The sequence below is a fragment of the Nocardia sp. NPDC051990 genome (assembly GCF_040680755.1).
Classification (GTDB): domain Bacteria; phylum Actinomycetota; class Actinomycetes; order Mycobacteriales; family Mycobacteriaceae; genus Nocardia.
The window spans coordinates 31,248-47,091 of the sequence record NZ_JBFAXH010000001.1 but is presented as its reverse complement, the minus strand read 5'-3'; the positions used below and the strand labels follow the sequence as shown (position 1 = coordinate 47,091).

The 15,844-nt window shown below is 68.1% G+C and carries 10 protein-coding genes; 3 read left to right on the top strand and 7 right to left on the bottom strand.

What is annotated here, in order from left to right:
• Positions 1 to 4: 4 nt before the first annotated feature.
• Together mtnA and AB0L63_RS00195 are read right to left on the bottom strand one after the other, a co-directional pair.
• A complete protein-coding gene (gene mtnA / locus AB0L63_RS00200; protein WP_364492632.1) occupies positions 5 to 1,717 on the bottom strand; it encodes an S-methyl-5-thioribose-1-phosphate isomerase in 1,713 nt (570 codons plus the stop codon).
• A gap of 290 nt (positions 1,718 to 2,007) precedes the next feature.
• Positions 2,008 to 2,559, bottom strand: a complete 552-nt coding sequence (locus AB0L63_RS00195; protein WP_364492630.1) for a GNAT family N-acetyltransferase — start codon at positions 2,557 to 2,559, stop codon at positions 2,008 to 2,010.
• A gap of 274 nt (positions 2,560 to 2,833) precedes the next feature.
• Here AB0L63_RS00195 and AB0L63_RS00190 point away from each other — a divergent pair, with 274 nt between their 5' ends.
• Entirely contained in the window at positions 2,834 to 3,115 is a 282-nt protein-coding gene (locus AB0L63_RS00190) for a hypothetical protein (RefSeq protein WP_364494044.1), read from the top strand.
• Positions 3,116 to 3,736: 621 nt separating this feature from the next.
• Here AB0L63_RS00190 and AB0L63_RS00185 read toward each other — a convergent pair.
• The 5 genes from AB0L63_RS00185 to AB0L63_RS00165 all read right to left on the bottom strand — a co-directional run bounded on the left by AB0L63_RS00185 (position 3,737) and on the right by AB0L63_RS00165 (position 7,775).
• Positions 3,737 to 3,928: a hypothetical protein gene (locus AB0L63_RS00185; protein ID WP_364494042.1), complete on the bottom strand. Its 192-nt coding sequence runs from the start codon at positions 3,926 to 3,928 to the stop codon at positions 3,737 to 3,739.
• Between the two features lie 93 nt (positions 3,929 to 4,021).
• On the bottom strand, positions 4,022 to 5,803 hold the full coding sequence (locus AB0L63_RS00180; protein ID WP_364492628.1) for an NTP transferase domain-containing protein: 1,782 nt from the start codon (positions 5,801 to 5,803) through the stop codon (positions 4,022 to 4,024).
• A gap of 96 nt (positions 5,804 to 5,899) precedes the next feature.
• Positions 5,900 to 6,649 (bottom strand): VOC family protein, encoded by a 750-nt coding sequence (locus AB0L63_RS00175; protein WP_364492626.1) that lies wholly within the window; start codon positions 6,647 to 6,649, stop codon positions 5,900 to 5,902.
• Between the two features lie 39 nt (positions 6,650 to 6,688).
• Positions 6,689 to 6,985: an MGMT family protein gene (locus AB0L63_RS00170; RefSeq protein ID WP_364492624.1), complete on the bottom strand. Its 297-nt coding sequence runs from the start codon at positions 6,983 to 6,985 to the stop codon at positions 6,689 to 6,691.
• A 4-nt stretch (positions 6,986 to 6,989) separates the two neighbouring features.
• Positions 6,990 to 7,775: an alpha/beta fold hydrolase gene (locus tag AB0L63_RS00165; protein ID WP_364492622.1), complete on the bottom strand. Its 786-nt coding sequence runs from the start codon at positions 7,773 to 7,775 to the stop codon at positions 6,990 to 6,992.
• Positions 7,776 to 7,964: 189 nt separating this feature from the next.
• Here AB0L63_RS00165 and AB0L63_RS00160 point away from each other — a divergent pair, with 189 nt between their 5' ends.
• Positions 7,965 to 11,897 (top strand): PD-(D/E)XK nuclease family protein, encoded by a 3,933-nt coding sequence (locus AB0L63_RS00160; protein WP_364493882.1) that lies wholly within the window; start codon positions 7,965 to 7,967, stop codon positions 11,895 to 11,897.
• The gene (locus AB0L63_RS00155) at positions 11,894 to 15,832 is read left to right on the top strand and encodes an ATP-dependent DNA helicase (RefSeq protein ID WP_364492620.1); all 3,939 of its coding nucleotides are present in this window, start codon (positions 11,894 to 11,896) and stop codon (positions 15,830 to 15,832) included. Before AB0L63_RS00160 ends, AB0L63_RS00155 begins: the two co-directional genes overlap by 4 nt.
• Positions 15,833 to 15,844: the final 12 nt, after the last annotated feature.

Genomic DNA, 15,844 nt, shown 5'->3' with positions numbered 1-15,844 from the left:
GATGTCAGTCCAATCTCGAGGATCTCGTTCGGATTGCGCCCTGGTCGTTTCGAGCGACCTGCAAGCAATCGCTAGCGGTGAAGGCCTCTGGGCGGCCGGCGCGGACCACCAGTTCGCATAGGGCCTCGAGGCATTCGGCGCGGTCGCGTGCCTGCGAAAGATTGTCTCCCCATGTCGTGATCCCGTGTCCCGCGATCGCCAATATCGGTGCCGCGGTGGGATTCTCGAGCAGATAAGCCTCGATATCAGCGCCGATGCGCGCGACGTCGGGCCAATTCGGGAAGACGGGCAGGTCCAGGACGCTCGGATAGGTGCCGTCCGGCTGCTTGGCCACCAGACCCTTGATGAGTTCGTAGTCGGCGATCCGCAGGGTGGTCGGTGCGTCGGGCGAGCCGGCGCGCGTCGCGGTGGTCGTCGCGTAGGGCGGATGGATATGGACAACGGCCGCGGCATCGGTGGTTCGGTACACCGCCGTGTGAATTGTGGTCTCCGCCGAAGGTTTCCGCTGCTGATTCGGTATCGGCGCGGAGTCGGCGATGCGGACGGTCACCATATCCGTGCCGGTCAATTCGCCCTTGGACAAACCACTCCCGGTGATCACCGCGGTATCGCCGGTGCGCACCGAGATATTGCCCGCCGTGCCCGGCATCCAGCCCCGCCCGTACAACTCGCGGGCGATATCGGCGATGGCCGCCCCGGGATCACCTTCGGCCCGTTCGGCATTCGTGCCGTAGACGACACCCAGCTCGGTGACGACGGCCGTCACCAGCTCCGCGGGCGTCACGTCGAACGCCGGATTGAACACCTCGGTGTCGACGGGAGCCGTTGTGGCACCGCCGAATCCGGTCACTTCGGCCGCGGCCCGCTGTTCGACGACGATATCGGCGCCGGTTGCCATCTTCGGATCACGCGTCGATTCCGGCGCGACCACGATGAACGGAATGCCATGGTGGTGGGCCGCGATCGCGAGCCCATAGGTGCCGATCTTGTTCGCGACATCGCCATTGGCGGTCACCCGGTCCGCTCCGACCAGTACGCAGTCGACCTGGCCGGTCGCCATCGCCCAGGCCGCCGCCGAATCGATGGTGAGCCGATACGGTATGCCCGCCTCGGCCAGTTCCCAGGCCGTCAGCCGGGCGCCTTGTAGCAGCGGTCGGGTCTCATCGACCAGGACGTTCTCGATCGCGCCGCGCTCTGACAGCACCCGCATCGCCCCGATCGCGGTGCCGAAGGCGCTTGTCGCCAGTCGCCCGGTATTGCAGTGCGTGAGCACCCGCAGCGGCCGGTCCGGGCACAGCCGCTGCACGAGATCGGCGGCGTGGGTCGCTGCGGCCCGATTGACCCGGCCGTCCTCGGCCAGCATTGTCAGGGTTTCGGCGAGTACCGCCTCCGCACCGAGCGGCACCTTGGTCAGCACCCGCCGCACCGCCCAGGCCAGATTGACCGCGGTGGGCCGGGCGTCCGCGATCCGCGCGGCATCCGCCTCGGCCCGCGCCACATCGACGACACCGTCGGTGGTGTGCGCGGCGGTGGCGATGACCACGCCGAACGCACCGGCGATGCCGATCGCGGGTGCACCACGGATGGCCAGCGTCTTGATGGCGTCGATTACCTGCTCGACCGTGCTGAGCCGCAGTTCAAGCGCCTCGTGCGGCAGTTCGCGCTGGTCGATGGTGACCAGCGCACCGTCGTCCCAGATCAGGGAACTGTCGTCCATCAGGTACATCCTTCGGTCGGGCACGGTCGGGGTGTTGTCCCTGGTCAACGGTATCGGACGGGCGGTGTCGCCGGAAACCCGCACCGGACCGGGCAGCGGCGCATCGTGCGCGCCGTGATCATCCTGCCCACTGGACCGACCCGGCCGCTACCCGCCGGATGTGCCTGGCCGCAACGCATCACTGTGATTACCGATGGGAGTTGCTGTCCGCCAACGACTTCGGTGCACCGGTCGCGCCGATCGTCGTCAGCAGCCGCCGATCTCGGTGAGTCCTCGGTCGAGGAAGCGGATCATCCAATCGAAGAGTTTGTCGGTCGATCCGCCGGTCGATCCACGTCACCGGAGATATGCGGGGCCCCGGCGGCGGCCGCACTGCGTCCTGGTCTGCGGAGGGTGATCAGCATGTGCCCGCTGTCCTCGTCCGGATGACGACCTTCCTCGGCGAAGCCCATGGCGGTGTAGAAACCGCGGGCCTCGTGGTTGTTCTCGTAGACGTCGAGCGTGATGCTGTCGTGACGTGCCGCGGCAAACTCCACGAGGACTCGGCCGATGCCGGCGCCCTGTGCGTCCGGATGTACGAACAGTCCGCCGATTTCCGAACCGAGCATGCCGAGCAGCGCGACAACCCGGCCGTCGGCGTCCTCGGCTACCCAGTTGTCGGCCTGGACGAGGTATATCTCACGCATCTTGCGCTCCCGCTCGCCACCGCCCTCACCGGGCACGAACGGGTGCGCGATCCGCGATGCGCGCGCCCACAGGTCTACCACCACATCCTCGTCGGCAGGCCGGTACGGGCGTATACGCCCGACTGTGGCCGCTTGATAATCGGGTCCTGAGAGCACCACCGAATGGTATGCCGTGCCCCCAGGCGACCACGATCGCCTCCAGTACCGCGCCCAGCCGCGCCCACACCCGACCCCGCCAACAGCGGATACACCACCACCCGCGAGGGCAGCGTCCCCCGCCTGCACGGCGGTGGTCTGACCGTCGTCTGGCGGCAAGAACTTCCACGCCTTGCGCGGTGTTCCCCTCAGCGTCACACCGCGCGAGGTGATCGATCCGGTCGGCGAAATCCGGTTCCGGTAAAGGCGCATTCGGCCGACCGTGGTCGGTCTGGTGCCCGCATATGCGGGACAGATAGAGCGGCAAGGATTTTCGCTGACCCGCCTGCCGAACCGGGAGCCGGGTGCCCTACGCGAGAACGTCGCGTTGGTGCACCAGGATCTCACCGCGTCACTCGGCCCGCGGCACAGCATCGAAGACACCATCGGCGAACCAGATGCACCGAGTCGCGTCCTGCGCCCCAAGGTGGCGATCTCCTCGAATTCTGCCGTCTACCACGCGATTACGCGGCGTGGCGACCCGGCGAACTCTCCGGTGGCCAACGCCGGCGGGTAGCCCAAGCCCGTGCACTTGCTCCGGCACCCCGACCGCTCGTCGCCGACGAACCGACCAGCGCCCTCGATGTCCAGGCCCTGGACCTGTTCGCCGACCTGCGCGCAGAATACGGCTTCACCTGCCTGTTCATCAGCCACGACCTCGCGGTGGTCCACCAGGTGGCCGACCCTGTCGTGGTGCTGTGCCAGGGCACCGTCGTCGAAACCGGACCTGTCGCCGAGGTATTCGCCTCCCTGCGCGCCGACTACACACACGACCTCCTGGAAGTAGTTCCACTCCCGATCCCACTCGCCGCATTCCCGACAGCCGAGCGCTACTGCGCCGCGGCGCCTGATCTGCCACCGCCATCGAATGATTGCCGCGCCGTTCGACTCGCTTCGATGGGTACGCAGAATTTCTGCGGCAAAAGGCAACTCGCTGAGGCGTGGCCATCAGCGGTGAAATTCGAACAGTGCGACGCGTTCGAAAGAGTGCGTCGAATTTTGCGGATTGATCGGCCGGAATGTATTGCCGTGAATAGTTTCCCAACGGCTCCGAATCGGGGCGACAGGAGCGAAACGAACCGGGCCGTGCGCAACCGGGCCGCCGGTTCGCGCATGGGAACCGGCGGCCCGTTTCAGATCAGTGCTGTCCGCTTCGGCGCTGGTCAGCGCCTCGTCGCTCCGAGCCCTGGCCGCGCTGATCACTGTCCATGCGGTCGCGGTCGCTGGTCGGGCCGGATCGGTTCATGCCCTGGTCCTGGCGCTGCTGTTGCTGCTGCCGTTCCATCGGTTTGGGCATTTTCTTAGGCGTTTTCTTCGACTTTTCAGCCATCTCCACTCGGTCCTTTCCGAAGTGTTGTTGTATTCGCCTAACCATCACACAATAGCGAGCGGGCATCATCAGTGGAAGAAGAATTTCGATTATTTACATCTGGAGCGGGAGGAATTCGACGAGGTCGTCGTCGGTGGCCTCGGCGGGGACGACGACCAGACCATCACGGTCGACCAGGCCGCCCAGATGGGTGGTGCGGACCTGTGGATCGCCCAGCCAACCGCCGTAGGGGGCGAGCCGGGCCGCGACGATGCGGGGCACGGGCCCGGAGATCGTGCTCGCATTGCGCAATGGCCCGATCATCGGTCGAAGTGGATGGCTGCCGGTTCGGCCCTCGATGAGTGCCGGGGACAGGGCCATCAGCACCGCAACGGCCGCGAACGGGTTTCCCGGTAGGCCGAGAATGGTGGTACCGCTGGATAATTCGGCAACAATGGTGGAGCCTCCCGGGCGCAATTTCAAGCGGTGCACCAGGACTCGGGCCTCGGCACGGGCGATCGCGGCACGCAACTGGTCCGCGGCGCCGCCGCCGGTAGCGCCGACGATCACCAGCAGATCGCAATCGTGCGCCGCACCGAGCACCTCGTCGAAGCCGCGCGGAGTATCGCGCAGGTGGACCCGATCGATCGCGCGAATTCCGTACCAGGACAGTACATCTGGCAGAATTGGTCCGATCGAGTCGCGGGTCTGACTGGTCTGTAGCGGGCCGGTGCTGCGGATCTCGTCGCCGGTCATGACGATGCGGGCCCGCACTGGGCCGCGGACCACCGCCTCGGTCACCTCCACACTGGCCGCGGCGGAGATCAGCGCCGCCGTGACCGGGGTGCCCTCGGGCGCAACGAGATCGCCCGGATTCCGGTCCTCCCCGCGACGGCGAATATCCACGCGCACGGGGGAATCCTCGTGCTGGTACAGCATTTCGTCATCGATCCGCGCGAATTCGTCACGAAGCACCCGCGTGGTGCCGTCGGGCACATGTGCGCCGGTGGCGATCCGCACCGCTTCACCTGGCAGCAGCCCGACCGGCCGCCGACCGCCCGCGAAGCCGATATCGCGCCGCAATCGCCACGGTCCGGCACCGGCGACCGCGTATCCGTCCATCGCGGAGACATCGAAGCGCGGCAGTGATCCGACCGCCGTCAGCGGTGCGGCGAGCGCGGCACCGCGCACCGAACTCAATTCGGTCCGATACTCGGTGAGTCGAGAGATGTTGGTACGCAGGATATCCCGTGCCTCGTCGAGCAGCAGCGGCGTTGCGGTAGCCGGCACCGTCGGTGCGTGACGAGCCGCTCCGACGGTGCCGGCATCCCAAGCCATCCTGGCCCGACGCACCTGCTCCTCGGTATCGCAGTCGGCGATACCGGCCATGGTGACGGTGACCGTATCGGCCGGGATCAGCGCCTTCATCGGCTGATTGATCAGCGAATCCAGCCGCTGCAACGCCTCCGCCAGTGCTTTGCGCCGCCACACGCCGATCAGATACTGCGGCCGACCGGATTCGTCGGCCGCGAACACCGCGTCCGCACCGGATTCGGTGGCGTGCCGAATCAACTCCCGCACGGTCGTCTGCGACAGGAACGGCAGATCTGCCGCGAGCACCACCACCAGCGGGGCGGCGGTCGGTCCGAGCGCGCGCAATCCGGTCCCCACCGCGGCGACCGGACCCGAACCCGGCGGCACCTCCCGCACCTGCACGATCCGCGCGTCCAATTCGGGCCGCTGCGGTCCAACCACCACGGTGCGCACACACGACGCCACCGCGGCCAAGGCCGCCTCCAGCATGGATCGACCGCCGATGACGATGGCGGGCTTATCGACGCCCCCCATGCGGCTGGCGCGTCCGCCCGCGAGCACGATCGCGTCGGCGGTGATCACCGGGCAGCGCTTGGTGCGAGAGAGGGCATGGCCGACATGCTAATTCGTCGGCTGTACAGATCCGGGGATGGCGGTCGGTTCCAGCGGTCGAATGGACTAGATCGTCGAATAGTCCGAGGCTGTTCGGAGCAGACAGAACTCATTGGTCTCCGGATCGGCGAACACCAGACCGAGCGTGCCGCCGACACCGTTCGTGTCGACCTGGGTCGCGCCCGCCGCGCGTAGTCTGGCTACCTCGGCGGCCGGATCATCGGCGGGGAAGGACGCCAGGTCCAGGTGCACCCGGTTGCGGCCGCGCTTGACATCCGGCGTGCGGACGAACTCCAGCCAGGAACCGAGCCCCGTCGCCGAACGGAGCCCGGCCACCTGCGCGCTGCCATGGGCGATCGGCCAGCCGGAGGCGGTGGACCAGAACTCGGCCAGGCGTACCGGATCGTGTGTATCGATCACGATGGCGGCGACCGCGCCGGTGTCCACGTACTCCTCGCGCGGTTCCAGCACGCAGAACTCGTTGCCCTCCGGATCGGCGAGCACCACCCACGGCACCGTGCCCTGGCCGATATCGATGTGCCGGGCGCCGAGCGTCAGTGCGCGGTCGACCAGCACTCGCTGATGATCGAGCGAGCGACTGGCCAGATCCAGATGTATCCGGTTTTTGCTGTCCTTGGCGCGCTTCGCGGACAGAAAGGTCAGGGCCAGCTCGAGACCGTCCGGATCGGGCGCCGCCACATCGACCTCGTCGGTGCGGTCGATCGTCACCGCCCAGCCCAGCAACTCGGCCCAGAAATCCGCGACGATCCGGGGCCGGTCTGCATCGAAGACGACACATGCCAGGCGGGTGGACATAATTCAACGTTAACCGTCGATCGACGGTGGCGGGGCCGTTTACGAGAGCGGAAAACGCGCGGCGCGCAGGTCGACTCGGCCGTCGCGGATCGGCACGCCCTCGGCGGCCAGCAGGCGCAACTGACGCTCGGCCAGATGCGCGGCGGGCTTACCGCCCGCACCGATCACCCGATGCCACGGCAGATCGGCGGCGTCGGTGCGCATGATCCAGCCGACCGTGCGCGGGGTGGACAATCCGGCCGCCGCGGCGATATCGCCGTAGGTGACGACCCGGCCCGCCGGCACGGTCGCGACCAGCGCGCGCACCCGCTCGACCTCGGCATCGGTGGTGGCCATCCGACTACAGCACCGATCGGATCAGCGACGCGGTCTCGGCCGGCCGGGCCTGGGCGACCATATGGTCGCAGTCCCACTCGAGCATGGTCAGATTCTCGCCGAGGTGCGCGGTGAGCGCGGCGCGGAACTCCGGGGTGACGAACGGCGGCACGACCTTCATCGCTTGCACCAGGATCGTCGGCAGGTCCGCGGGCGGCAGTACATAGTGCCGGGCCAGCTGACCCCAATAGGAATTGACGGCGGGCAGGCTGATCCGCCAGCCGACCCGGCCGTCGGCGGTGGGCATCAGATGTTCGGTGAGCTCAGCCTCGAGCAGGCGCGGCTCCACCTCGCCCCAGCCGGTCGCGATCTTGTCCTGGCGCGCGTGTTCGACCGTGTCGTAGTCCGGTGAGGCCAGGCTGGACAGTGCGATATCCACTAGGCGCTCCGGCTCCAGCGCGATCGCCGAATCGAGCAGGATCAGCTTGCGCACCAGGTCTGGATGCTGACGCACCAGGTGCAGCGCACAGGCACCGCCGAAGGAGTGCGCGACGACGACCACCGGTTCATCGGTCTCCGCGGCGAGCAGTTCGACCAGATCCGCGACAATGGTCTCGAAGTTCCATGGCGGCAACGAGGTCGAGCGACCGTGTCCGCGCAGGTCGGGGGCGATTATCCGGACATCGGGCAGATATCGGGTGGCCAGTTCCTCCCAGCGTTTGCCGTGCCCGGTGACACCGTGCAGGGCCAGGACTTTCGGCCCGTCGGCAGGTCCGAACCGATACACATGCAGAGACGACACAGGTCTCATATTGACGTATATCGAAATCCGTCGCAGATCGAGGCGTGTGTCGGACCTCACCGATCGGTGAATCGCCCGCGTGCGGTGTCGGACGTGTCTGTTGCAATAGCCCGCGTGGTGCGATCGGATAGCGCGGTGCGACTTGTTCGCCGGAACGTGGCGGCGCCCCCGGCTCGGACCTGGGGTGCCGATGTCCGCATGCTGTTCGATGCCGTGGCGACGGTCGGCTCGCTCCGGCCGGACTGGCGGCCCTGGCAGGTGCTCGGCGGACCGGGAACCGGCAAGACCGCACTGCTCATCGAGCTGGCCGCCGAGCGCATCGCCGCGGGTGCCGATCCGGAATCGGTGCTGGTACTGACCCATTCGAAGCAGGCGGCGAGTACGGTCCGCGATGCCATTACCGCCCGGCTGACCGCTCCCGACACTGCCGAGGGCGGGGTACCCGGTGCCACCAGGGAACCGCTGGTGCGCACCCTGCATTCCTACGCGTTCTCGGTATTGCGCAGACATGCGAGCGCGCACGGCAATCCGCCGCCGCGATTGCTGACCGGTGCCGAGCAGGATGCCGTGCTGCGCGAAATGCTGCGTGGCGACCTGATCGATATCGCGGCCGGGGCGAGTGACCTGTGGCCGGAACGGCTGCAACCCGCGCTCGGCCTCGGTGGATTCGCCGAGCAGTTGCGCGATCTCATGCTGCGGGCCACCGAACGCGGTCTCGGACCCGAGGATCTGGTGCGGCTCGGCCGCCAGCACGGTCGGCCGGAGTGGGTGGCGGCGGGCAAATTCGCGGTCCGGTACGAGCAGTCGATGCTGCTGCGCTGGTCGGTCGGGGTGGAGGCGCCCGAGGCGACCGCACCCGCGCTGGATGCGGCCGAACTCGTCGGAGCCGCCCTGGACGCGCTGGCCGGTGATGCCGATCTGCTCGCCGCGGAACGGAATCGGATCCGATACCTCTTGGTCGACGACGCCCAGCACCTGGATCCGCAGGCCGCGCTGCTGGTGCGAGTGCTGGGTACGGCCGCACATACGGCGGTCGTCGCGGGCGATCCGGATCAGGGCGTATTCGCCTTCCGTGGTGCGGATTCCCGCTTTGTCGCGGAACTGACCGGCTCGGATGGACAGCGAATCGTCCTGCGGAACAACCACCGATCGGGTGGCGCGGTGGAACTGGCCATCGCACGGATCGCGGCCAAGTTGCCAGGCAGTGCGCCACAACGCTTTTCGGCACCCGATCACACCGTGGCGCCGAAGGACGACGACACCGAGGTGCGCGTGCGGGTGCTGGCCACCCCGGCGAAGGAGGCGGCCCTGATCGCCGACCATTTGCGCCGCGCTCACCTCACCGATGGTGTGCCGTGGTCGCGAATGGCGGTGATCGTCCGCTCGGTGCCGTTGTCACTGGCTCCACTGCGCCGCGCCCTCTTGGCGGCCGGAGTGCCTGTGCAACAGCCCGCGCTCGATGCGCCATTGGCTCGACGGCGCGGTGCGGCCTGGATGCTGCTCGCGTTGCGGGCGCTGCTCGCGGAGGACGCGCAGCGGCATGGGCGGCGGCGTTCAGCCGAGGCGATGTTCTCGGCCGAGGACGCATTGGATCTGCTGGCCGGACCGCTCGGTGGCGCGGATCAGATCACCCTGCGGCGGTTGCGTCGCGGTATCCGGCGCAGTGTGCTGGAGTCCGCACGCCGCGAAATCAAGGCCGAACGAGCCCGCGCGAGTTCCGCGTCTGGTGCTGAATTGGATTGGTCCGCTGAGGGTTTCCCCACGGATGAGGGGGTGTTCGCGCCGGACGAGGAAGACTTCGAGCTCGGCGCGGACCGCTCCGAACGGAATGTGACGACGGCCGAGCGGAATATCAGCCAGGTCGAACGGATCACCGACGATGCCGATTGGTACGGCATCGAGCCGGAGTTCAATAGTCGAGATTTGGAATGGCAGCGCGACCCTGCCGAATCGGCCGTCGACGATTCCGAGCCGGATAGCGCTGACTCCGAACACGGGAGTGCGGCACGTCGACGTGCAGACGCCGCCGAGCGGGGGCGGGGCGATGCCGGGCCGGCCGCCGCGGATGCCGCACTGGCCGCAGCTGAGTGGGGTGCGGACGATGACGCCGACCGAGGCGGTGGTGACGGTGAACGGGGCGCAGACCAGGCCGAACTGGTCGCACATGCCTCGAAACGCGACACCGACCAAGCCCGGCGGAGTGTGGGCGGCCCCGAGCGGAACTCGCTGCGAACCGATCAAGGTGGCGCGGATATTTCCGAGCGGAGCAGCGACGATCCGGAAGGGGACTCATCGGCACCCGAACCAGACGACAGCGATGCCCAATGGCGCGCGTATGTCGACAAATCCTCTGCGGAGGTGCTGCGTGATCTGCTGGTCGGCGCTATCGATCGGGGAATCATGGAGCGGCTCACCGATGTCGAAGCGGCGCCGCTGAAGCGGGTGTTCGACGCGCTCGGTCGAGCCGGCAAGGCTCGGCGGCGCGGTGCCGGTCTCGAGGATGTGCTGTGGGCGCTGTGGACCGGGTCGCGGCTGGAGCGGCGGTGGGTGGCGCAGTCCGAACGCGGTGGGGCGGCAGGCATGCAGGCCGATCGTGATCTCGATGCCGCCGTCGGATTATTCGATGCCGCGGCCGCCTATGTGGATCGGCTGCCACGCGCGAGCATCGAAGGATTTGTCGAATTCCTTGTGCAGCAAGAGATTCCGCATGACACCAGATCGCTGACCGCGGCCGGGGAGGCGGTCGCGCTGCTCAGCGCGCACGCGTCCGCGGGCCGGGAGTGGGATGTGGTCGCAGTTGCCGCTGTGCAGGAAGGCATTTGGCCGAATCCGCGCCCGCGCGGCACCCTGCTGCAGACCGAGGATCTGGTCGATCTCACCGCGGGCATCGTCGACGCGGGCGAGGTGGTGAGCCGTGCGGCCCCGATCATGGCCGAGGAACGCAGACTGCTGTTGGTTGCGTGCAGCCGGGCCCGGCGCTCGCTGCTGGTCACCGCCGTGGAATCGGTATCGGGCGAACGCGATCTCGTACCCTCCCGGTTCCTGGCCGAACTCCTCGGCCACGATGGCGACAGCGAACCCGGCGCGCTCCCGGTCGCCGATCCGGGCCGCGCCCTGGTCATGCATGCGCTGGTGGCCGAATTGCGCGGTGTGGTCTGCGATTCCGAGGCCGAACCGGAGCGCCGACGTCGCGCCGCCCACCAACTCGCCCGTTTGGCACATGCCGGGGTGCCCGGTACCCATCCCGACGAGTGGTATGGCACGGCCGATCTCAGCTCGTCGCGTTCACTCTGGGATGACGACGACACCGCGGTTGCCCTGTCCCCATCCACGGTCGAGTTGCTGCGCACCTGCCCGCTGCGCTGGGCGCTGGAACGACATGGCGGCACCGACGGCGACAACCCGCACGCCGTCAAGGGCAATCTGGTCCACACGCTCGTCCAGGCCCTGGCGGGCAAGGTGCCGGAATCGCAGGTCCACACGGCATTGAACAAGGCATGGCGGGCCATCGATCCCGGCACCGGCTGGCATTCCCGTCAAGAATTGCGTCGCACCGAGGCCATGCTGGAGACCTTCATGGCCTGGGTGCGCAATACCCGCGGTGAATTGACCCAGGCCGGGGTGGAGGTCCCGGTCGACTGCGTACTGCCGCCGCGGACGGAAGACGAACGCGCCGTGCGGATTCGCGGCCGGGTCGATCGACTGGAGCGCGATGTCTTCGGCCGGTTCGTCATTGTCGATGTGAAGACCGGGAAGTCGCCGGTCACCAAACAGGCCGCCGCCGACCACGCTCAGCTCGCGACCTACCAGGTGGCCGCCGCCGCGGGCGCGCTCGCCAGCACCGTGGACGACGTCGCGGAATCCGACCCCGCCGCCAGGGAATCCGCCGAACCCGGTGGCGCGCGACTGGTCTATGTCGCCAAGCCGAGCAGCAAGGAAGGCGCCACCCAGCGCATGCAGCCCGCGCTCGACGCCGAGGCCCTCGATAAATGGCGTGGCACGATTCATGATGCCGCGGCCGCCACCCAGGGCCCTAGCTACCTCGCCATGCGCAACGATGGCTGCAGGCACTGTTCGGTTGCGGGCAGCTGCCCCGTCCAGGACACCGGAAGGCAGGTGACCGACGAATGAGCGGCACCGTATCGCCGAACCGGCTCGCGGAGGCGCTGGGCCTCCCACCCCCCACCGCGGAGCAGGCCGCGGTCATTGCGGCCCCACCTGGACCGACCCTGGTGGTAGCCGGTGCCGGCGCGGGCAAAACGGAGACCATGGCCGCCCGCGTGGTGTGGATGGTCGCGAATCGTCTCATCCTGCCCGATGAGGTACTCGGCCTGACCTTCACTCGAAAAGCCGCCCAGCAGTTGACCTCCCGCATCCGCACCCGGCTGGCCCGACTGGCAGGTTCGCCGCTGCTGCGCGACCTCGACACCGGCGGTGAGTTGCGCGCCCAACTCTCCGGCGCCGAACCCGAGATCAGCACCTACCATTCGTACGCGGGCCGCCTGCTCACCCAGCACGGCCTGCTGCTGCCCGTGGAACCCGCCGCGACACTGCTGACCGAAACCCAGCTGTGGCAGCTCGCCCACCAGGTGGTCCGAAACTGGGACGGCGACCTCGACACCGACCGCACTCCGGTCTCGGTCACCGAGGCCGTCCTCGCGCTGTCCGGCCAACTCGCCGAACATCTGGTGGAACCCGAACAACTCGCCGAGGCCCACACCGAGCTCGAAAAACTGGTGCACACTCTGCCCGCGGGCCCACGCCAACGCGGCGGGCCGAGCCAGGCTCTGCAGAATATCGTCCAGGTGCAACGCGAACGTGTCGCGCTGCTGCCCCTGGTCAAACAGCTCGCCGAGGCGTTACGCCGCCGAGGCGCACTGGATTTCGGCGCCCAGATGTCGCTGGCCGCCCGCCTCGCCGCCGAACATCCCGAGGTCGCCGCCGCCGAACGTGCCCGCTTCCGCCTGGTCCTGCTCGACGAGTACCAGGACACTGGCCACGCCCAACGCATCCTGCTCGCCGCGCTATTCGGCGGATTGCCCCCGCAACCGCACGTCAAGCGATCACGAGAACCCGCCGAGACACCGAAGTCGAGTGAACATGTTGGGGAATCGGGCGGGCTGGATCGCGACGCTCAGGGGATTCAGTCGGATGCCGAGCACAGCACAGCCAGCCACGCCGGACAGCGTTTGGCGGTCACCGCGGTCGGTGACCCGATGCAATCGATCTATGGCTGGCGCGGCGCATCCGCCGCCAACCTGCCCAGATTCGCCACCGATTTCCCCAGCGCTCCAGGCATTCCCGCGCCGATCCTGCCGCTGCTGACCAGCTGGCGCAACCCGCCGGAGGCGCTCGCCCTGGCGAATCTCGTCGCCGAACCATTGCGTCGCAATGCTATCGACAGCGGCGGCGTAACCGTCGACGCCCTACGCGCAAAACCCGATGCCGAACCCGGCATCGTCGCGCTGGCCCTCACCGAAACCGTTGCCGACGAACGGGATTGGGTGGCGGACCGGATCGCGGCGGAATGGGCGACCAAACGCGAGGCAGCGGAGCCGCCACCGACCTCGGCCGTATTGGTGCGACGCAATGCCGATGCCGCTCCGCTCGCGGAAGCCTTACGCGAACAAGGACTTCCGGTGGAAATCGTCGGCCTCGGCGGTCTGCTTGCCACCCCGGAGGTCGCCGATATCGTCGCGACGCTGCGGCTCATCGCCGAACCCGGTGCGGGCAGCGCGGCCATGCGGATTCTCACCGGTGCCCGCTGGCGCATCGGTGTCGCGGACCTCGCCGCGCTCGCCCGCCGCGCCCGGGATTTGTCGATCAGCCGTCTGCACGGCAATGAAGTCGATGAAATCACCGATTCGACCGCACTGGCCGAGGCGCTGCGCGAGGTGGCGCCCGAACCGGCCGAACAGGCGGGGCTAGCCGACGCGATCGCCGATCCTGGTCCGCCGGAACAGTATTCGGAGTCGGGATGCAAGCGCATCGTCGCCTTGGGCCGGGAACTGGCCGCATTGCGTGAGCGCAGTGGTCAACCGCTCGCCGAACTGGTCGCGGATGTGGAACGCACCATCGGCGTCGGTGTGGAAACTCAGGCCCGCCGCGCCATGCTCGGCGCCGGTGCCGGACGCGAACATCTGGATGCCTTCGCCGAGGTGGTCGCCGGTTACGCCAGCGATCCCGGCGCCTCGCTCGGCGGTCTGCTCGCCTTCCTGGCCGCCGCCGAATCTGTCGAAAACGGCCTGGAACCGGGCGAAGTCGAAGTCGCGCGGGACCGTGTCCAGGTGCTGACCGTACACGCGGCCAAGGGTCTGGAGTGGGAGATCGTCGCGGTACCACACGTGACCCGCGGCGTCTTCCCGTCCGGCGCGGCCTCGGGCACCTGGCTCGGTGCGCTGGCCGAACTCCCGACCTCCCTGCGCGGTGACCGTAGACAGGAGGATGCCGCCGAGGGCGTCCCCGTACTCGACCTCGCCGACCTCTACGATCGCGCCGATCTGGAGCGGGCGATCAAGTCCCATAAGGAATCCCTGGACCGCCGCCGCATCGACGAAGATCGCCGCCTGTTCTATGTCGCCCTCACCAGAACCGAACGCGTCCTGTTCGTTTCCGCCCACCACTGGGCCGAAACCGGCACCGCGCCGAAGGGACCATCGGATTTCCTCCTGGAACTCAAACACGCCAGCGAGGCCCCCGACAGCTCGGCCAATGGCGCGGTCACCTTCGACCGCTGGGACGACGCCCCCGATGTCGATGCCGTCAACCCCTTCACCGATAACCCCGCAACCGCCGAGTGGCCCCGCGACCCCCTCGGCAACCGCCGCCACCCGATTGAACAGGGGGCGTCCCTGGTCCGCGCCGCCCTCGTCGAACTTGCCGCACAACTTGGCACTGGCGGCACTGCGATGGACCGCATGGCCCGAGCGGAACCCAACGACAAAGCAACTGCCCCAGTCGATTTCGTGGATCGCGCGCCCCATGACATCGACATGACACCGACTGTAGACCCTGCCACCGACAACTTTGCCGACCCGAAATCAACAGCCGCTCGGTCCGCTGAGCGCGCTGCGGTCGCGCTCTCGGCCGACCCGTATGCGGATGTCCCTCCACCCGGTCTTCCCGATGTGCCCGGACCGTCTGACGATTTCTACGAACCGCCCGCGCGCCTCCCGGATGTGCCGGATCCGCAGGGCCCGGATAACTTTTCGCGGCCTCGACGCGGCTTCGACTCGAATCTCGACGAGTTCGAGCCGCACTTCGACCACTTCGAACCACCCCCGGACGAGCACGGCGCATCGATCTCCGAACCCACGCCGCCCCACGATCATTCCCCCGACCCTGACGACCCCGACGGCTGGGCCGCCGATGTCGACGCCCTCCTCGCCGAATTCGAAGCCGACCAAGCCATTGCCGAGGAAGTCGAACTCCCCGGCCAGATCGCCGCGACCGCCCTCGTCGAAATGCGCGCCGACCCAGCCGAACTCGCCGCCCGCCTGCGCCGCCCATTGCCCTTCCCGCCGAATCCACTGGCCCGCCGCGGCACCGCCTTCCACGCCTGGGTGCAGCGCTGGTTCGCCGCCGATCGGCTGCTCGGCTTCGACGAACTTCCGGGCGCGGCCGACAGCTCGGCCGCCGACGCGGGCCTGGATACCGAGCTGGTCGCCATGCAGGAGTCCTTTCTCAACTCACCGTGGGCCCATCGCAGCCCGCTCGAGGTGGAGATCCCCTTCGAAACCTCCATCGCGGGCACGGTGATCCGCGGCCGGATGGACGCGGTCTTCGCCGAACCCGGCGGCGGTTGGATCGTGGTCGACTGGAAAACCGGTGCCGAACCCGCACCCGCCGACGAGCCCGCGGTCGCCATGCAGCTGGCTGTCTACCGACTGGCCTGGGCCAGATTGATGGCGGCGCGCGACCACGGCACCGAGGCGGAAATGCTCGAACGCATCGGCGCCGCATTCCATTACGTGCGCACCGGACGCACCATCGCGCCTGCCGAATTACCCGGCCCGGACGAATTGGCCGAACTCATCCGGAATGCGGCCCCGACACCCCTGGAATGATCCAGAGATTCA

Excerpts from the sequence above, each read along its gene's own strand:
- mtnA (WP_364492632.1), bottom strand. The coding sequence starts at position 1,717 with ATGGACGACAGTTCCCTGATCTGGGACGACGGTGCGCTGGTCACCATC.
- AB0L63_RS00185 (WP_364494042.1), bottom strand. The coding sequence starts at position 3,928 with ATGGCTGAAAAGTCGAAGAAAACGCCTAAGAAAATGCCCAAACCGATG.
- AB0L63_RS00175 (WP_364492626.1), bottom strand. The coding sequence starts at position 6,649 with ATGTCCACCCGCCTGGCATGTGTCGTCTTCGATGCAGACCGGCCCCGG.
- AB0L63_RS00170 (WP_364492624.1), bottom strand. The coding sequence starts at position 6,985 with ATGGCCACCACCGATGCCGAGGTCGAGCGGGTGCGCGCGCTGGTCGCG.
- AB0L63_RS00165 (WP_364492622.1), bottom strand. The coding sequence starts at position 7,775 with ATGAGACCTGTGTCGTCTCTGCATGTGTATCGGTTCGGACCTGCCGAC.
- AB0L63_RS00160 (WP_364493882.1), top strand. The coding sequence starts at position 7,965 with ATGCTGTTCGATGCCGTGGCGACGGTCGGCTCGCTCCGGCCGGACTGG.
- AB0L63_RS00155 (WP_364492620.1), top strand. The coding sequence starts at position 11,894 with ATGAGCGGCACCGTATCGCCGAACCGGCTCGCGGAGGCGCTGGGCCTC.